The 17,677-nt window shown below is 66.6% G+C and carries 21 protein-coding genes; 4 read left to right on the top strand and 17 right to left on the bottom strand.

What is annotated here, in order from left to right:
• Positions 1-23: 23 nt before the first annotated feature.
• Positions 24-1,019 carry a DMT family transporter gene (locus tag C8D78_RS07870; RefSeq protein WP_208641906.1) on the bottom strand — a complete coding sequence of 332 codons (996 nt, stop codon included), beginning with the start codon at positions 1,017-1,019 and terminating at the stop codon, positions 24-26.
• A gap of 73 nt (positions 1,020-1,092) precedes the next feature.
• Between C8D78_RS07870 and C8D78_RS07875 the strand changes: the two genes are divergently transcribed.
• Complete coding sequence (locus tag C8D78_RS07875) at positions 1,093-2,010, top strand: LysR family transcriptional regulator (protein WP_120951997.1); 918 nt, start codon at positions 1,093-1,095, stop codon at positions 2,008-2,010.
• 244 nt (positions 2,011-2,254) lie between these two features.
• Positions 2,255-2,818: a dihydrofolate reductase family protein gene (locus C8D78_RS07880; protein ID WP_120952000.1), complete on the top strand. Its 564-nt coding sequence runs from the start codon at positions 2,255-2,257 to the stop codon at positions 2,816-2,818.
• A 51-nt stretch (positions 2,819-2,869) separates the two neighbouring features.
• Here the strand turns inward: C8D78_RS07880 and C8D78_RS07885 are convergent, their stop codons facing one another.
• The 4 genes from C8D78_RS07885 to C8D78_RS07900 form a co-directional block, all read right to left on the bottom strand.
• Complete coding sequence (locus C8D78_RS07885; RefSeq protein WP_120952002.1) at positions 2,870-3,649, bottom strand: enoyl-CoA hydratase; 780 nt, start codon at positions 3,647-3,649, stop codon at positions 2,870-2,872.
• 62 nt (positions 3,650-3,711) lie between these two features.
• On the bottom strand, positions 3,712-4,641 hold the full coding sequence (gene mmsB / locus C8D78_RS07890; RefSeq protein WP_120953238.1) for a 3-hydroxyisobutyrate dehydrogenase: 930 nt from the start codon (positions 4,639-4,641) through the stop codon (positions 3,712-3,714).
• Positions 4,642-4,723: 82 nt separating this feature from the next.
• Positions 4,724-5,845 (bottom strand): enoyl-CoA hydratase/isomerase family protein, encoded by a 1,122-nt coding sequence (locus tag C8D78_RS07895; RefSeq protein WP_120952005.1) that lies wholly within the window; start codon positions 5,843-5,845, stop codon positions 4,724-4,726.
• Complete coding sequence (locus C8D78_RS07900) at positions 5,845-7,344, bottom strand: CoA-acylating methylmalonate-semialdehyde dehydrogenase (protein WP_120952008.1); 1,500 nt, start codon at positions 7,342-7,344, stop codon at positions 5,845-5,847. Before C8D78_RS07900 ends, C8D78_RS07895 begins: the two co-directional genes overlap by 1 nt.
• 132 nt (positions 7,345-7,476) lie before the next feature.
• Here C8D78_RS07900 and C8D78_RS07905 point away from each other — a divergent pair, with 132 nt between their 5' ends.
• Together C8D78_RS07905 and C8D78_RS07910 are read left to right on the top strand one after the other, a co-directional pair.
• Positions 7,477-8,283: an exodeoxyribonuclease III gene (locus tag C8D78_RS07905; protein ID WP_120952011.1), complete on the top strand. Its 807-nt coding sequence runs from the start codon at positions 7,477-7,479 to the stop codon at positions 8,281-8,283.
• 31 nt (positions 8,284-8,314) lie between these two features.
• Positions 8,315-9,226, top strand: coding sequence for a DUF8083 family protein (locus C8D78_RS07910; protein ID WP_120952014.1), 912 nt, complete (start codon positions 8,315-8,317; stop codon positions 9,224-9,226).
• An 11-nt stretch (positions 9,227-9,237) separates the two neighbouring features.
• Here the strand turns inward: C8D78_RS07910 and C8D78_RS07915 are convergent, their stop codons facing one another.
• The 12 genes from C8D78_RS07915 to C8D78_RS19680 all read right to left on the bottom strand — a co-directional run bounded on the left by C8D78_RS07915 (position 9,238) and on the right by C8D78_RS19680 (position 17,459).
• Entirely contained in the window at positions 9,238-10,305 is a 1,068-nt protein-coding gene (locus tag C8D78_RS07915; RefSeq protein ID WP_120952017.1) for a LacI family DNA-binding transcriptional regulator, read from the bottom strand.
• Positions 10,306-10,406: 101 nt separating this feature from the next.
• The gene (locus C8D78_RS07920; protein WP_120952020.1) at positions 10,407-10,661 is read right to left on the bottom strand and encodes a hypothetical protein; all 255 of its coding nucleotides are present in this window, start codon (positions 10,659-10,661) and stop codon (positions 10,407-10,409) included.
• Between the two features lie 26 nt (positions 10,662-10,687).
• Positions 10,688-11,587, bottom strand: coding sequence for a carbohydrate ABC transporter permease (locus C8D78_RS07925; RefSeq protein ID WP_120952023.1), 900 nt, complete (start codon positions 11,585-11,587; stop codon positions 10,688-10,690).
• Entirely contained in the window at positions 11,584-12,621 is a 1,038-nt protein-coding gene (locus C8D78_RS07930; RefSeq protein ID WP_120952026.1) for a carbohydrate ABC transporter permease, read from the bottom strand. Before C8D78_RS07930 ends, C8D78_RS07925 begins: the two co-directional genes overlap by 4 nt.
• Positions 12,622-12,628: 7 nt before the next feature.
• Positions 12,629-13,912 carry an ABC transporter substrate-binding protein gene (locus C8D78_RS07935; RefSeq protein ID WP_120952029.1) on the bottom strand — a complete coding sequence of 428 codons (1,284 nt, stop codon included), beginning with the start codon at positions 13,910-13,912 and terminating at the stop codon, positions 12,629-12,631.
• 149 nt (positions 13,913-14,061) lie between these two features.
• Complete coding sequence (locus tag C8D78_RS07940; protein ID WP_120952032.1) at positions 14,062-14,673, bottom strand: hypothetical protein; 612 nt, start codon at positions 14,671-14,673, stop codon at positions 14,062-14,064.
• Positions 14,670-15,329: a DUF6286 domain-containing protein gene (locus C8D78_RS07945; protein WP_120952035.1), complete on the bottom strand. Its 660-nt coding sequence runs from the start codon at positions 15,327-15,329 to the stop codon at positions 14,670-14,672. Before C8D78_RS07945 ends, C8D78_RS07940 begins: the two co-directional genes overlap by 4 nt.
• Positions 15,326-15,709, bottom strand: coding sequence for a hypothetical protein (locus C8D78_RS07950; protein ID WP_208641907.1), 384 nt, complete (start codon positions 15,707-15,709; stop codon positions 15,326-15,328). The genes C8D78_RS07945 and C8D78_RS07950 overlap by 4 nt, the downstream gene beginning before the upstream one ends.
• On the bottom strand, positions 15,706-15,897 hold the full coding sequence (locus C8D78_RS07955; protein WP_120952038.1) for a hypothetical protein: 192 nt from the start codon (positions 15,895-15,897) through the stop codon (positions 15,706-15,708). The genes C8D78_RS07950 and C8D78_RS07955 overlap by 4 nt, the downstream gene beginning before the upstream one ends.
• Positions 15,894-16,358, bottom strand: a complete 465-nt coding sequence (locus tag C8D78_RS07960; protein WP_120952041.1) for an Asp23/Gls24 family envelope stress response protein — start codon at positions 16,356-16,358, stop codon at positions 15,894-15,896. Before C8D78_RS07960 ends, C8D78_RS07955 begins: the two co-directional genes overlap by 4 nt.
• A gap of 188 nt (positions 16,359-16,546) precedes the next feature.
• A complete protein-coding gene (locus tag C8D78_RS07965; protein WP_120952044.1) occupies positions 16,547-17,005 on the bottom strand; it encodes a hypothetical protein in 459 nt (152 codons plus the stop codon).
• 301 nt (positions 17,006-17,306) lie between these two features.
• Complete coding sequence (locus C8D78_RS19680; protein ID WP_167467880.1) at positions 17,307-17,459, bottom strand: hypothetical protein; 153 nt, start codon at positions 17,457-17,459, stop codon at positions 17,307-17,309.
• Positions 17,460-17,677: the final 218 nt, after the last annotated feature.

A 17,677-nucleotide genomic window follows, 5' to 3' on the forward strand; every position in this document is an offset into this window, starting at 1 on the left:
CGTTCTGCTATCACTAGTGTCGCTCACCCTGGCGTTGAGTTTTCTTGCATCGCACTGTTAGCCCCGTTTGGCGGCGCCGCAACGTGTTGCTTGGGCTCTGATCGGAGCGGATGAAACGTAAGAACTGCCTGGCGGTGCTGCTGTTCGGTTAATCGGCCCCAGGCAGTTCCGGCGAGAATGAGGACAATGCCGCAATACCCCGCGGTCCCTATGGTGTCGTGGGCGATGGTTATGCCGATGAAGGCTGCCCAGACTGGCTCTGTGCCGAGTAGGAGGCTGACCCGCGATGGAGAAGTTCGCCTGACCGCCCAGATCTGCACGAAGAACGCAAACACGGTGCAGATCAGCACCAAGTAGAGGAACATCACTGCCTGGTGTGCGTCCAGCCGTGAGAGGTAGCGCGGGATGGAATCCCCGTAAATGAACGAGCCTGCCGTAAATAGGAGCGCGCAGGTTCCCAGCTGCACGGCCGTGAGGTGCAGCGAATCCAGGGCTTTGCCGCCGGTGAGTTTGTGCATGGAGACAACGTGCGCGGCGCGCATGGCCGCGGCGCCCAGAACGAGCAGGTCTCCAAAGCTAGGAGGTTCGAAGGTACCGTTGCCGGCGAGCAGAAACACACCGACTACCGCCATTATGGCGGCTGCGAAGAACGTGGCAGGTAGCCGCCGGCGCAACACGACGGACTCAAGGACCGGAGTGAAGACCATCGTGAGGCTGATGATGAGCCCTGCATTCGTGGCAGAGGTATGCGCGATCCCGAACGTATCGAGGACGAAGACCGCTGCAAGCAGCACCCCGATTGGTACGCCGGCGAACACCTCTTTACGCGTCAGAGGCTTCCGCCGGACACCCGCGACTGCAGCCATTACCCCGGCCGCGAGCAGCATCCGCGCAGCCAGAAGGGCCAACACCGTGCCCGCCGTGACGAGTTCCTTAGCCACGAGATAGGTCGATCCCCAAGATACGGCCACCAGAAGCAGCAAGAGATCGACCCGGAACCGTGCAAGAAAAGTACCCATCGGCCAATCGTTCCCCATGTACATCAATTAGCACTAGCCGCTATTTAAGTTGCCTATGCATTAGTTTGGACTAATGGAATTGGGACAGCTTCGCGCTTTGAGGGAGTTGGGCGAGAGGGGCAGCATCGCCGCTGTCGCGGCAGCCCTCCGCGTCACGCCGTCGTCGGTGTCGCAGCAGCTCAGCGCTCTGCAGCGCGGCGTGGCTGTTCCGCTGACCTTTAAGGACGGACGGCGGACCGCGCTGACGGATGCCGGGCGCGCCTTGGCCCTGGCGGCTGTGGAAGTGGAGGTGGCGCTTGAACGGGCGGAGCAGGCGGTCGCGCAGTTCCAGAGCGAACCGCAGGGGGTTGTGGCGATCGCGGCATTCCACAGTGCTGCGCTGGCGATCTTCGGGCCGCTACTTACTAGGTTGAACGCCCCGGGCCAGCCCGGCGTTACCCTGAGCGACTTCGACGTAGCCCAGGAAAGCTTCCCCGCCCTCACCCAGGATCACGATCTGGTCATCGCCCACCGGTGGACGGGCAGTCCGCCGTGGCCGGGATCGGTACGCGTGGAACCGCTGATGTTCGAACCCCTGGACCTCGTGATCCGCAAGGACCACCGGCTGGCGGCCAAAGACTCCATCGACCCAGAAGACCTCCGAGGAGAAACCTGGGTGGCCGTCCACCAGGGGTTTCCTCTCGAGAACGCCATCGAGCAAATCGCCGGTGTTGGAGGTGCCGAAGCCCGCATCGCTCACCGGATCAACGAATTTTTCGTTGCCGCTGCAGTGGTTGCCGCCAGCGACTGCGTAGCATTGATGCCCCGCTACACCACCGATTTGCATCATCACCCGGACCTGCTCCTCCGGCCGATTTCCCGCCTTGGACCCGGCCGCCACATCGACTGCCTCGGCCGCCCCGAAACACTCGAACGGGCAAACGTGAAAACCGTCCTGGCCCAACTCCGGGTCATCACGACCAGCCTCGCTGCGCCGCCACTTTCTTCTTGAGACCAGGCTTCTTGAGACCGTGCTTCTTGAGACCGTGCCCGTGACCGTCAGGCACTTCGAAAATCCTGTTACCGGATCTTTGGGGGTGCAAAAAAGGCTCAGGTGAACCGCGGGCCGGAGGCTATGGCATCCAGATCATGAGCGTTTACGGTGGGTTCATGAGGGACAGGATGATGCAGATCACTGGCGCGAAGACAGTGATCCATGACACTCTCGACCACTACGAGGATGGAAGGCTGGCGCCGTGCGGAAACTGATCTATGGCATGAATCTGACTCTGGACGGCTACATCGCCGCGGCTGGCGATGACATCAGCTGGAGCGAGCCGAGCGAGGAACTGTTCCAGTGGTGGCTCGACCAGGAGCGGGCCAGCAGCCTGTCGCTGTACGGGCGCAAGCTGTGGGAGACCATGAGCTCCTATTGGCCGACCGGGGACCAGCAGCCCAACGCCACTCCGGCGGAGATCGAGTTCGCGCGGAACTGGCGGGACACGCCGAAGGTGGTGTTCTCCTCGACGATCGACAAGGTGGACTGGAACACCCGCCTGGTCACCGGCGACGCGGTCGCCGAGATCACCCGGCTCAAGGCCGGGGGCGGTGGCCCGATGAGCGTCGGGGGCGCAACGCTCGCCGGGGCGGCCATGCGGGCCGGGCTGATCGACGAATACGTGCTGGCCACCCATCCGGTCCGGGTGGGCGGCGGCACGCCGTTCTTCACTGCGCTGGACAGCTGGGTGAACCTGAACCTGGTGGAGACGCGGACGTTTCCCGGCGGCGTGGTCCTGACCCGGTACGAGACGAGGCGTTGAGCGCGGTTCGTCCGCAAGAGCGATCAAATCCACATGTCCCGCCGGCGCCTGTCAGCGGTGGGTGAACTCCGGCTGCCGTTTCTCGGTGAAGGCGGCCATGCCTTCCTTCTGGTCCTCGGTGGCGAACAGCGAGTGGAACACGCGCCGCTCAAACAACACGCCCTGGGCAAGCCCGGTCTCGAACGCCGCGTTGACGGCTTCCTTGGCCACCATCGCCACGGGCTTGGATTTGGACGCGATCACCGCGGCAGCCTTCAGCGCCTCCTCGACGACGTCGGCGGCCGGGACCACGCGGGACACCAGGCCCGCCCGTTCGGCTTCCTCGGCGTCCATGAAGCGGCCGGTCAGGATCATGTCCATGGCCTTGGACTTGCCCACCGCACGGGTCAGGCGTTGCGAGCCGCCCATGCCCGGGAGCACGCCGAGGTTGATTTCCGGCTGGCCGAATTTTGCGTTGTCCCCCGCGATGATGAAATCGCACATCATCGCAAGCTCGCAGCCGCCGCCCAGCGCGAACCCGGACACGGCCGCCACAACGGGGATGCGCAGCCGGGTGAAGTCTTCCCAGCCGCGGAACCAGTCCGCGGCATACATGTCCATGTAGCCCTTGGACTGCATTTCCTTGATGTCCGCGCCGGCGGCGAAGGCCTTCGCCGAACCGGTCACCACCACGGCACCGACCTCCGGGTCCGCGTCCATTCCGGCGACGGCCTGCACGAGCTCGTCCATCGTGGCCTTGTTCAGGGCATTTAGGGCTTCCGGCCGGTTGAGCGTCACGAGGCCCACACGGCCGCGGCGCTCCACCAGGATGTTCGCGAACTGATCGGTCATGAGTGTTCCCCTTAGCTGGGTCTGTGTCTGGTTCCGGGTCTGGATTTGGCTGCGGTCCGGGCCTAGGGTCCGGCCGTGCCGGTTTCTGAGGTGCCCGTCTCCGACTTTTCCCGGATGTCGGTGATGATGCCGGAGAAGTCCCGGCCGGCGCCGCCTTCCGCGGCAAAGGTATCGTAAATTTCGGACGCGAGCGGGCCGAGCCGGGCCGCGACGCCGGTGCTCTGCAGGGCGTTGAGCGCCAGCTTGAGGTCTTTGGCCATGAGAGCCCCGGCGAAGCCTGGCTGGTAGTCCCGATTGGCGGGACTCGTCGGGACCGGCCCCGGCACGGGGCAGTTCGTGGTCAGCGCCCAGCACTGCCCCGAAGCGGCGGAAGCGACGTCGAACAGCGCCTGGTGGGTCAGCCCGAGCTTCTCGCCCAGCACAAAGGCCTCGCTGACGGCGATCATTGAGACGCCCAGGATCATGTTGTTGCAGATCTTGGCCGCCTGGCCCGCGCCATGGCCGCCGCAGTGGACCACCCGCTTGCCCATGACTTCCAGCAGCGGCTTGACCGCCTCAAAGTCTTCCGGGAGGGCACCAACCATGAACGTCAGCGTGCCGGCCTCGGCCCCCACGACGCCTCCGGACACGGGGGCGTCGACGGCGCGGTGGCCTGCGGCGACCGCGAGTTCCGCGGCCTCGCGGGCCTCGTCCACGTTGATCGTGGAACAGTCCAGGAACATGGTGCCCGGCGCGGCCGTCTCGAGCAGTCCGGGCGCACCTCCTGTGCCGCGGTAGGCGTCGAGGAGGTGCCGGCCGCTGGGCAGCATGGTCAGCACGACGCCGGCCCCGGCCGCGGCCTCGGCGGCCGTCCCGGCGGTCGGGATTCCATGCTCCCGGGCGGCGTCCAGCGCGGCCGGCACAACGTCGAAGCCGGTCACGGCGTAGCCGGCCTTGACCAGGTTGACGGCCATCGGCCCGCCCATGTGCCCGAGGCCCAGGAAGGCGATCATGCCCGTTGCGGACAGCTCGGTGCCAACCGGGGCTGTTTCCGACTGGGCTGCCTCGGTTGGTGCGGTTTCAGACCCTGCGGTGTCAGACATTGTTCTTCTCCTTGTTCTTCTCCCTCGGAGAGAGCTCCAGTTCGCGCGCGCCCAGCGGCGCGAAGTAGGCCGCGACGTCGGCGGCGGTGACCTCGGCGAGGGTGGCGGGCTTCCACCGGGGGTTGCGGTCCTTGTCCACCACCTGGGCGCGGATGCCTTCCCGGAAGTCCGGCCCCTCGAGGAAGCGCAGGCCCACGCGGTATTCCTGCTCGAGGGCCTGTTCCAGGCTCAGCCCGCGGGCCCGGCGCAGGGACTCCAGCGCCACCTTGACCGCCGTTGGCGACTTGGCCTCAATGGTGTCCGCGGCGTCGGCGGCCTCGCCGCCGGTCTCTCTGCCACGGGCCCGGAGCCTGCGCAGAATTTCCTCGGCGTCGTCGGTGGAGTAGCAGGCGTCAATCCACTCCTGCCGCGCGGCGAGACCCGACGACGGGGCCGGCTGGGCGAAACGGGCGACGACGGTTTCCACCGTTTCGGACTCCAGCGCCGCCGCCAGCTCAGGCAAGCGGTCGGAGGGCACGAAGTGATCGGCGAGGCCAAGGAACAGCGCGTCCGCGCCGCTCAGGTGCGCGCCGGTCAGGGCCGCATGGGTACCGGTCTCCCCCGGCGAGCCGGAGAGCAGCAGGGTGCCGCCGACGTCGGGCACGAACCCGATGGTGGTTTCGGGCATCCCGGTGCGGGTGCGTTCGGTGACGACCCGCACTGAGCCGTGCGCTGAGATCCCCACCCCGCCGCCCAGGACCAGCCCGTCCATGAACGCCACGTAGGGCTTCGGGTATTCGGAAATGAGCAGGTTCAACCGGTATTCCACGGCCCAGAAGTCCGCCGTGGCGTCCCCGCCGTCGAGCATGTCCCGGTAGATGGCGACGATGTCGCCGCCGGCGCAGAGGCCCCGGTCCCCGGCGCCGCGCACCAGCACTGCCGCGACGGCGTCGTCGTCTGCCCAGAGCGCAAGCTGCTCCAGCATGGCGTCGGCCATCCCCGCGGTGAGGGCGTTGACGGCCTTGGGCCGGTTCAGGGTCACGACGCCAAGGCGCCCGCGCCGCTCGAAGAGCACATCGGCTGTTTCCCCGGTTGCGGTTCCGCCGCCGGTTTCCCGCGCAGCCTCTGCCCCCATCAGCTGCCTTCCGGCATCACGAAGCTGGCGCCCTGGCGGATGCCGGAGGGCCAGCGCGAGGTGACGGTCTTGGTCTTCGTGTAGAAGCGGAAGGCGTCGGCGCCGTGCTGGTTCAGGTCGCCGAAGCCGGAGGCCTTCCAGCCGCCGAAGGTGTAGTAGGCGATCGGCACGGGGATGGGGACGTTGATGCCCACCATGCCCACCTGGACCCTGCTGGCGAAGTCGCGCGCGGCGTCGCCGTCGCGGGTGAAGATGGCCACGCCGTTGCCGAACTCGTGCTCGCTGCAGAGCCGGAGTGCCTCGTCGTAGTCCTCGGCGCGGAGCACGCTGAGCACCGGGCCGAAGATCTCCTCCTTGTAGATCTTCATTTCCTTCGTGACGTTGTCGAACAGCGTGGGCCCCACCCAGAACCCGCCGTCGTAGCCCTCCACCTTCAGGCCCCGGCCGTCGGTGAGGAGGCTGGCGCCTTCCTCGACGCCGGAGGCGATGTAGCCTTCGATCCGTTCCTTCGCGGAGGCCGCCACCACCGGGCCGAAGTCGGAGTCCTCGGCGAGGCTGTGGCCGACCTTGAGGCCGGCGATCCGCTCCTGCAGTTTTGCCACCAGGTCATCGGCGGTCTTGCGGCCGACGGGGACGGCGACCGAGATTGCCATGCACCGCTCGCCCGCGGAGCCGAAGCCGGCCCCGATGAGGGCATCCGCGGCCATGTCGAGGTCCGCGTCCGGCATGATCACCATGTGGTTCTTGGCACCGCCGAAGCACTGGGCGCGCTTGCCGTTCGCCGCGGCGGTGGCGTAGATGTACTGGGCGATGGGGGTGGAGCCGACGAAGCCGATCGCCTGGACCCGGGGATCCTCCAGAAGCGCGTCCACGGCCTCCTTGTCCCCGTTGACCACGTTGAACACGCCGTCGGGCAGACCCGCCTCGGTGAAGAGCTCGGCCAGGCGGAGCGGCACGGAGGGGTCCCGTTCGGAGGGCTTGAGGATGAAGGCGTTGCCGGCCGCCAGTGCCGGCCCGGACTTCCACAGCGGAATCATGGCCGGGAAATTGAACGGCGTGATCCCGGCGACGACGCCGAGCGGCTGGCGCATCGAGTGCACGTCCACGCCGGTCCCGGCGCTGTCCGAAAACTCGCCTTTGAGCAGGTGCGGGGCGCCGGCGGAGAATTCGACGACTTCGATGCCGCGCTGGATGTCGCCCTTGGCATCGAGGAAGGTCTTGCCGTGCTCGGAGGACAGCAGCCTCGCGAGTTCGTCCATGTTCTGGTTGACCAGGTCCACGAACTTGAGCAGGATCCGGCCGCGGCGCTGCGGGTTCATGGCAGCCCATTCCAGCTGGCCCTTTTCCGCGCTGGCAATGACGTTGCGCACTTCCTCGGCGCTGGCCAGCGGCAGCCGGGACTGGACCTCCCCCGTGCAGGGGTCGTACACGTCGCTGAACCGGCCGGAGGTGCCGTCCACCCGCTGCCCGTCGATGTAATGGGATAGCTCTCGAACCATGACCGAATGCTCCTTTGCATGTGACCTAGATCATCTCTGCAGCCGAATATACTCGGACTTCCTACTAATTTCCAGAGGACCGGCAAGGACCGGCCGCTTCGCCCGGGGGCCAAGTTCGGTAAGTTAGGGACTGTGAAGATTGCTACCTGGAATGTGAATTCGCTCCGTGCCCGCGCCGACCGTGTTGAGGCGTGGCTCCAACGCACCGACTGTGACGTCCTCGCCATCCAGGAAACGAAGTGCAAGGACGAGAACTTCCCGTGGGAGCTGTTCGAGAACCTGGGCTACGAGGTGGCCCATTTCGGTCTGAGCCAGTGGAACGGCGTCGCGATCGCCTCCCGGGTGGGGCTCGACGACGTCGAACGCACCTTCCTTGACCAGCCGGTGTTCGGAAAGAACGGCAAGGATGCCGTGCAGGAGGCCCGGGCCATCGGCGCCACCTGCGGCGGAGTCCGGGTTTGGAGCCTGTACGTCCCCAACGGCCGCGCCCTGGACGACGAGCACATGCCGTACAAGCTCACCTGGCTGGACACCCTGAAGAACCACGCCGGCACCTGGGTCACGGAGAATCCCCAGGCGCAGATTGCGCTGATGGGCGATTTCAACATCGCACCCCTGGACGAGGACGTGTGGGACATCGACTACTTCCGCGCCGAGGGCCTCACCCACGTCAGTGAGCCCGAACGCGCCGCGTTCCACGCCTTTGAGGAGGCCGGCTTCCAGGATGTGGTCCGGCCGCACACCCCCGGGCCCGGCGTCTACACGTACTGGGATTACACGCAGCTCCGCTTTCCGAAGAAGGAAGGCATGCGGATCGACTTCATCCTGGCCTCCCCGGCGCTGGCGGCGCGGGTGACCGGCGCCGCGATCGACCGCGAGGAACGCAAGGGCAAGGGCGCCTCGGACCATGCCCCGGTGATCGTGGAACTGGCGGACTGATGGCTGCCGCCCAGGGAAGCGTCGTGATCCGATGACGGGGAACATCTACCGCGGACAGGCCGGGCTGCCGTTCTCCTCCTCGCTCCGGATCTATGAGCCCCTGGAGGCCTTTCCCGAGCAGCAGCAGGAATCCCTGCGGGCCGCGGCCGCCGGGCAGAAGTCCCGCGCCGCCGTCGAAAACGCCGAACTCCTGGCCTCCCTGGGCCGCATCACGCGCCACGACGGGGACCCGTTTCCCACCGGCCGGACGGACCTGGTGCGCGTTATCCCCGCCCCGGCAAAGCAAGCGTCGGCCGGGGCGGCGAATGGGCCGGCCGAGTCCGCCCCCGGGGCTGCGGCCGCGCCGGACCGGCTGCTGTACTGCCCCAGCCAGCTGGTCCTCCGCGCGGGGCTGGCCGCCAATGCCCTGATGGAAGGCATCCACGGGCCCCTGGCCCAGCTCCTGATCCCCGAGGAACAGCGGGACAAGCACCAAGACCGCATCGATGAGGTGCGCGCCCATGAGGGCGTGAGCCGGGTCCACACCCGGGCGTCCACCTGGGGCATCCCGTTCAGCTGGTTCTGTCTCTTCAAGGAATCCGATCCCACCGACGTCGTGGAATCCGAGGGCCGCATCGTCACGGTCCGCATCCGCGCGAGCATTGCCCAGGCACTGGAGCGCGTGAGCTATGCGGTTGCGCACCTGGCCATGGCCGCACCCGATCTGGACATGCTCGAGGACCTGACCCAACTCACGGAATGGCTTGAGCTCTTCCACCCGGATTCGGCAGTGGAGCTCGATTACGGCGCGGTGGCGGACAAGGTCTATCCGGACGATTCACCGCTGGATGTGCGCCTCGGCATTGAGTGCCTGGCGGAGGGCGACATGACCGGGGCCGCCGCGGCCTACCGGCGGCTGGCCTCGCGCTGGGTGCCGATCCGGCAGATGGCCCGGGCTTCCTGAACCTCCCGGGCCTAGGCGGAAAGCTCGGACCGGCGCCGCGGTGGCGCCGTCGTCCTGCGCACGATCAATTGGTGTGGTGCCACCGTGGACTGCACGGATCCGGCGATTCCGTCCAGCTCGTCCAGCAGCATCTTGGTGCCAAGTTCGGCCTGTTGGTCGGGGCGCTGCCCGACCGTGGTCAGCCCCATGGCGTCGGCGAAATCGTGATCGTCGATGCCGATGACCGACAAGTCCTCCGGTACCCGCACACCGGCCTTGTTGGCCTCGAAGATGACGCCCATGGCCATCTCGTCGGAGGCGCAGAAGATGGCTGTGGGCTTAGGGCCGCCGGAGGCCCAGAGGCGCCGGAACGCCTCCTGGCCGCTAAGGACGGTAAAGTCACCCCACTCGTCCCACTCGGGCCGGACCGGCAGCCGCGCTTCGCGCATGATGTCGTAGAAGGCCTGGATCCGGACCCGGGGGACGTCGAAGTTGAGGTCGGTTTCGTCGTCGCCGTGCAGCAGCGCGATGTCGGTGTGCCCCAGCCCGATCAGGTGGCGGACCGCGGTGGCGGCCGCCGCGTAGTCGTCGATCCCGATGTAGGGGCACTCTTCGACGTGGCCTCCTACGACCACCAGCGGGATATCGATCTTCTGGAGGTGTTCGATTTCCTCGTGGCTGAGGGCCATACAGAGAACCAGGAGGGCATCGATCTGTTTGTAGACCATGGTTTTGCTGAACAGCCGCTCGCGGTTGCTGCCGTGGCCGCCGAGGTTGAAGAGGGAGAGGTTGTACTGGCGGGCGTGCAGTTCCCGGTCGGCGCCCTCGATTGCCTTGGAGAAGAACCACCGGCTAACGAACGGGGCCAGCACCCCGATGGTTTTGGTCCGGCCTGTTGCCAGGCCGGACGCGGAGGACGACGCGACGTAGCCTAGGGATTCGGCTATGCCCAGGATCTTCTCCCGCGTGGCCGGGGAGACGCGGGGCAGGCCGCGGACGGCACGGGACACGGTGGCGGTGGATACGCCGGCAGCGGCGGCGACGTCCTCGATGCTGACGCCGGAGTGGCCGCCGCGCTGCGCCCTTTCTGTCCGTGCCACTTTGCCCCCTTGTTCACGATCCGTGGATGCCTGCCGGCTGTCCGCAGACGTTCCGTCCCTGCCTCCCCCGCGGCACTTGAATAGTCTTGACCCCTGGCTGCCTAGGGGCGCCCGCTGGCCGTCCGGCGCGGCAAGCGCCGGCGCAGCCGGACCATCCCGTAAATGGCGAGCAGCATCGCCAGCAGGCCCAGGGCCCAGCCGAGGGCCGGCTGGGCCGTCACCTCCATCCAGACAGTGACCACCAGCAGCACGAAGGCCCAGAAGGCGAGGAACCCGATGATGATGTCGAAGTCCTCGCCGGAGCGCACCTTTCGGCGCGTTGCCGGCACGTGGCCCTGGTTTTGCGCGTCGGTCATGTCGCCGCCCTCCCTTGTCGCAGCAGTCACTTGACTGCGCCGGCTGTCAGGCCGGCAACGATCTTGCGCTGGAACACCAGCACAAGGATGACCAAGGGAATGGTCACGATGGTGCCCGCGGCCATGATCGCGGTGTACGGGATCTGGTTGGGCTGCGCACCGGCGAAGCTGGCAATGGCCACCGTCACCGGCTGTGTTGCGTCGGAGGAGAGCTGGCTGGCGATCAGGAATTCATTCCACGAGGAGATGAACGCCAGGATGGCCGTCGTGAAGATGGCCGGGGCGGCCAGCGGCATGATGACCTTCCGGAAGGCCTGTCCCTGGGTGCATCCGTCAACGCGCGCTGATTCCTCCAGCTCCCACGGCATTTCCCGGAAGAAGGACGTCATGGTGTAGACGGTCAGCGGCAGCACGAACGAGATGTTCGGGATGATCAGGGCCTGGTAGGTGCCCATCCAGCCGATGTTCGTGAACAGCTGGAACAGCGGCGTGATGAGGGCGACGCCGGGGAACATGGAGGCCCCCAGGATGAAGCCCAGCACGAGGTACTTGAACTTGAAGTTCAAGCGGGCCAGCGCGTAGGCGGCAAATACGCCGATGATCAGCGACACCACGGTGACGACGGTGCCGATGAACAAGCTGTTCAGCAGGGCCTGGCCGAAGTGGTTGCCGAAGGACGTGTCGAATGCCGTCTTGAAGTTGTCCAGGGTCACGTGGGTCGGCAGGATCGAGGTGTCGTAGGTGTAGCCGACGTCGCGGAACGCCGTCACCACCATCCAGTAGGCCGGAGCCAGGCACCAGAAGAGGATCACGACCGCGCTGATGTAGGTGCGCCCGCTGGCCCACTTCTCGCGGTTCTGTGCGACCTTCCGCCCCCGGTCCTGTTCTGCGCGCAGCTCGGTTGCGGCACTCGTCGCGGCGGTCATTTCTTCCCCTTACCTGCGCCGGTCTGCTGCTCCACGACGTTCGCTCCAAGGAAGCGCACGAAGATGAAGGCCACCAGAAAGATGATGATGAATGTGATGGTGGACAAGGCCGCCGCCGCGTTGAAGCCCTGCCTGATCTGGTTGATCACCAGGATGGACAGCGTGGTGGTGTTGTTGGCTCCGCCCGTCAAGATGTAGGGAAGGTCGAACATGCGCAGCGCGTCCAGGGTGCGGAACAGGATCGCCACCATGAGCGCCGGCTTCACCAGCGGCAGGGTGATCATCCGGAACCGCTGCCAGGCGGTGGCGCCGTCGACCTTGGCTGCCTCGTAGACTTCCGCGGGAATCATCTGCAGGCCGGCAAGAATCAACAACGCCATGAAAGGCGTGGTTTTCCAGACGTCCGCGATGATCACGGCCCACCTGGCCGGCCATTCGCTGCCCGTCCACAGGATGGAGGTGTTAAAGAGTTTGTTGCCGATGCCTTCGAAGGCGAAGATGAACAGCCACAGCTTGGCCGTCACGGCGGTGGGGATGGCCCACGGCACCAGGACAGCCGCGCGGACCAGGCTGCGGCCCCTGAAGGCCCGGGCCATGATGACTGCCATCCAGAAGCCAAGCACCGTTTCAAGTGCCACCGTGACGATGGTGAAGAAGAAGGTGGTGCCGGTGGCGGACCAGAACTGTGCGCCGAGGGTTCCCGGCGGGCAGTCGACGGTTCCGCCGGACGGAGCCGGGCATTGCTGGAAGATCCAGTTGATGTAGTTCGAGAAGCCGGCCGGGCCACCCTCTACGAAGAGACCCGTGGCGGGGTCCAGACCGGCATCTTTTTGAAATGACATCACAATGGCGGTGATGATCGGGTAGACGATCACTACTGACAATGCGATGATGGTCGGCGCCAGGAGCCAGGCTGCCCAGCGCCCTTGCGTCGCGATGCGGTTGTCCTCTCCAACACCCTTGGGTGCGTGGTGGATCGGTGCCCCGCCCGACGCCGGTGCCTTGACCGACGTCGGGCCTACTTCAGTTGCCATGATGTACCTACTGTCCCGCGCTAGCGGACTCGATGGACTTCTGCATGTCAGACAGTGCCGCGTCTACAGTCTTCTCGCCCTTGATGGCCGAGTACGCGTTTTCCTGGATGGCCTTGGTAACGGCCGGGTAGAACGGGGTGACCGGGCGGGGCACGGCGTTCTCAATCGAGGTCTTCAGGACCGGCAGGTACGGCAGCTTGGCGACGAGATCCTTGTCGCTGTAGAGCGAGCCGATCACCGGGGCGAGTGAACCCTGCGTGGCGAAGAACTTCTGGGTCTCTTCGGTGGTGAGGAACTTCAGGAAGTCCAGTGCCGTGGCCTTGTACTTCGAGTAGACGCTGATGCCGGCGCTGTGGCCGCCCAGTGAAGAGGCACCCGGGCCGGTCTTGCCCGGGAGTGCGGTCATGCCCAGAACGGTCTTGACCTTCGAGGAACCCTCAGTGGTGGCCAGGTTGTAGACGTAGGGCCAGTTGCGCAGGAACAGCAGCTTGCCGTCCTGGAACGCCTGGCGGCTTTCTTCTTCCTGGAACGTGATGGCTTCCTTCGGGATTGAACCGTCTGCATAGGCCTTGGTCAGGTTCGCGAGTCCGGCCTTTGCCTCCGGAGTCAGCAGGCTGGGCTTGCCATTGGCGTCCAGCACGGCTCCGCCGGCGGAGTTGATCGCCTCTGAGGCGTTGACGGTGAGGCCCTCATACTTCTTGAACTGGCCGGAGTAGCAGCCGATGTTGTGCGACTTGGCGATGGAGCACATGCTCATCATCTCGTCCCAGGTCTTCGGGGGCGTGGGGACCAGGTCCTTGCGGTAGTACAGGATGCCGCCGTCGGAGGATTCCGGTGCCGCGTACAGCGTTCCTTTGTAGGAGGCAGCCTGGACAGTCGGCTTCAGCAGGGCTGAGGTGTCCAGCGCCATCTTGTCCTTGAGCGGCTGCAGCCAGCCCTTGGCGGCGAACTCAGCGGTCCAGACGACGTCGACGCTCGCAACGTCGTAGCCGGAGTCCTTGGCCTGGAAGTGCTGGACGAGGTCGTCGTGCTGCTGGTCCGCCTGGTCGGTCTGCTCCTTGAAGGTGACCTTCTCGTTCGGGTGGGCGGCGTTCCACTTGTCAATCAGCGGGCGGACCACGTTGCTGTTGTCCTTGCCCTGGACATAGGTGATGGGGCCGCGGCCGTCCATGCCCTGCGAGGCAGCGTCGTTACCGCCTGAGCTGGCGCCACCCCCGCCGCCACAGGCCGAGAGGGTCATGGCCAAGACGCCTGCTGTGGCGATCGGAAGTAGGAGATTGCGGGTTTTCATACGTTAGTGCTCCTCGCTGAGTACCGGTGAAAGACGGCCGTGCTGTTGATGTGCCGACCATCACAGTAATCAACACCCGGCGAGGAATGCAAGCGTTTACATCAACCTTTATCCAAAGGAGACGCCGCGGGCCCCGCCGGACCACCTTCCTAGCGGACGCGCTCGGCCCGGCCGAAGCGCGATCTCGCCCCGGAGCCGAGATGGATCAGGACCGGGGTGCGCTTGCCGATCACGGCGTCGAGCGCCTCCACGAGCGAGGAGACTTCGGCGGCCAGCGTGTGCGGGGCGACGCCCTGGCGCGGATCCACGCGGATCTTCAGGGCCGTCTCGCCCCGGATCTTGTAGGTGGCCACGGTGACGCCGGCCAGGTCGGGCCGGTCCGCGAGTGCTGCGCGGAGCGCCTGCTCCGCCACGCCCCCGCCGATCCCGACGGTTCCCGGCACCCCGCCCGGGTCCTCCTCCGCCGCGATCAGGCTGGTCCGGCCCTTGCCCTGTTGGGCGACCCAGGCGACCATTGCGCCGATCATCGCCGCGAGCACCAAGCAGATGGCCAGCCACAGCCAGCTCTCCTGCCGGCCGGGGAACTGCGTCCTTGCGAACAGCTCGAGCCATGAGTTCAACAGCCCGCCCGCCCACTCGTGCCACCAGGTGCCGACGGCCGGGACAGTCGCCAGCAGCATCAGGAGGATACCGATGGCGAGAAGCCCGAGGCCGAGGAAGCCGATCAGGATGCGGTTGAGGACCCTGGGCGTGTTGTTCATGCCCCCACCACCCCGGCCGTGGACACACGGATCTGCACGTCAGGCATGGGTGAGAGGCCCATATCACGCACCTCCCGGCGCACGGCGTCAAGGACGGCGTCGGAGCGCAGCGGCACACCGGAGGTGGGCCGGACGTTGACCACTACCCGGTTCCGCGCGACGATCACCATCACCTGTTCCTTAGTCACGTTCGCGGCCAGCCGCGCCCGGCGCGCCAAGGCCGCCGCGATTACCTCATCGTCCACCACGACGGCGGCCCGGCGATCCGGGAGCTGGTGGCGCGCCCGCCGCCCCGGCAGCACCGCGTTGAGGAAGAAAAACAGCCCTGCCATGGCCACCACGGCGCCGGCGGCGGTGAGCAGCAGGGGCCGGACTCCGGCCGGGAGGGCCACCACCCGCTGGGCCGCCGTCAGCGGATCCACCAGCCACGGAGGCTGACCGATCGCACGGACCGCAGTCTCCAACAGCGCATAACCGCACACCAGAGCGACGAGCGCGGCCGCGATCACGGAGACGACCACCCGCGATGAGTGCATCTCGCGTTTGAGGATCCTTTCCATGCCGGCAGCACCGGATCCGGGGGGTGCGCTCTCCGTCACGGCACCGGCGTCGTACGGGCCGTGGCCGGTACTGGCGTGCTCGGTGTCCTGGCTCAATGCACCCGACCTCCCCCGCGCACGGTGGCACCGCTGATGCGGATGTCCACCCGGCTGAGTTGTGCTCCGGTCAGCTCGGTCACACGGTTCAGGATCTCAGCCTTGGCCGCGACGGCGCGGTCCCAGATGGCACCGCCGAAACCCGCCACGCGGGTGGGATCCCGCAGGACCGCGGTGAGGGGCGGGATCCCGACTGGCGTGACGAGCGAGAGCGCCAAAAGCCCTTCGTCATCCGACCATTCGGCCCGGACATCGTGCGCTGGCACGCCGAGGGCCTCGCCCGCGGCCGCGCGCGCCACGCTCGTCAGGGCCTGGGTGCTGATGCGGTTGTGCCCGGCCATTGCGACGCCGCGCACCGGCGCCCCCGCCATGATGCTCATGAGGACGAACGCCGGCCCGTGAGGGCATCCAGCACGCTGCGCAGGTCCAGCTTCCCCTCCGCTGCCCGGCCCAAGAGGGCGCCGATGCCCATGAAGAACAGGGCGCCGAGGAATCCCCAGGCGCCGAACTGGAAGGACATGAAAGCCACGAAGGCCCCTGCCGCGATCCCCACAACCGTCAGACTCATTGGACTGCCTCCCTTACCGGCCGCACCTCGGCGGGCGCGGCGGGTTTGGCCGGCCCCGGCACGTAGACGTCATTGATCTCAATATTTACCTCGATCACTTCGAGCCCCACCAGCTCTTCCACGGCGGTGTAGACGGCGGCCCGGATCTGGTCCGCGAGGGCATGCAGGGGGGTGCCGTACACGGCCACGAGGTCGATGTCCACGGCCACCTGCGTTTCACCGACCTCCACGCGGACTCCCGCGGCGTGATCGGCGCTGCCGACGGCGTCACGGAGGGCTCCGAGGGCCCGGGACGGGCCCGATCCCAGAGAATAGACGCCCGGGACAGATCGGGCGGCGATGCCCGCAACTTTGGCGACGGCGGCTTCCGAAATGACGGTGCGGCCGACGCCCGGCACGGGCAGCCCGTCCGCAGGACCGGCCACAGCACCTGCGACGGGTTGAGAATCCTGGTATTCCATGAGCCCACTCCCCCTTCTCTTTGACACAACCCTAGTCCCTGCCCCGTGCGGCGCGGGGGAATCTGGTCGGCCTGTTCACTACGGCCCGCAGGACTGTCCCATCACTGCCCTCCGGGTGATCGCGGAGTTCCGGCACCAAGGACAGTGCCGGAACTGCCGCGCCGGTCAGTGCCGGAGGGCGGGTGGGTCTACTTGCCGCAGTTGGTGGCGATCCACTTCGTGACGGGGGCCATGGCCGCCTGGAGTTTGCCGCTGGAGAACACCGTCTGGTCGGTGACGCCGGCAACTGCCACTTCCTTGAGGTGGGCGAAATCGGCTTTGAGGCTGTCCGGGACCCGCGCGGCCGTGTCGGCCAGATCCGTCTTGAACTGTTCCAGTTGCGCCGTCTTGCCCTGCGCCGCCGAGAGCGGAAGCAGCGTGGCGCCGGTGGCCTGCTCGGAGATCTTGGTGCAGGCCTCGGCGGCGCTGGCGAATCCGCCAAACGGTCCGGATGTCGCGCTGGCGCTGGGGCTGGGCGTGCTGGACGGCGAGGCGGGGGCCGGGGAGGACGGCGCGCCACCGGCCTGCGGGGCCGAGCAGCCGCTGAGGGCCAGCGCGGCGAGCAGTGCGGTTGCGGCGAGAGGACGGGCAATATTCTTCGAAATCACGTTGCAGAATCACTTTTCGGTTGAGATTGCGCCGCCTGCCCGGTCCGGGCTACCGGCGGCCTTGGTGTTCTTTCCCCAGCGTGCGAGTCTAGCCCGGCCGGCTGAACGTCCCGGACCCGGCCGTCTCCAGCGGCCCTGACCCGCACGGGATTTCCGCGCCTTTTATATCGTCATTCCGTTCCGCGGCAGCACGCTGCGCCAATGAGGAAACGGAAAGGAATAGTGGCAAAGAAAATAGCGGCGGCCCGCACCATCCGGTGCAGGCCGCCGCTATTAATGCCGCGATTAATAACGAAGCGAATTAGGCCTTGGCCTTCCGCTTCACCCAGCCCCAAACGCCGGTGGCGACAAAGAGGACGAGTGCAATGAGTGCCAGCCAGAGCAGGCCCTTCACGGCAAAGCCGACAATAGAAAGAACGAGCCAAATGACAAGAAGTGCAATTATCAATCCCATCCCAGCATCCTACTCCACAGTAGTTTTCGTCCCGCGACCGCCATGCCGGTCTCTGCCCGCCGGCGGCATGGCTACCGCGGAACGCGCCGGTCGGGAAGCACCACCCGCGATTCTGACGGACTGCGACAATGCGCGACACGGGCCCTGTCCGCCGGGACGGGTCGCACTTTCGTAGACTCGAGGGAGATCCGCCATGTCTGCTCTGCAGAGACAAGACC

Source organism: Arthrobacter oryzae (assembly GCF_003634095.1).
In the GTDB taxonomy this organism is placed as follows: domain Bacteria; phylum Actinomycetota; class Actinomycetes; order Actinomycetales; family Micrococcaceae; genus Arthrobacter; species Arthrobacter oryzae.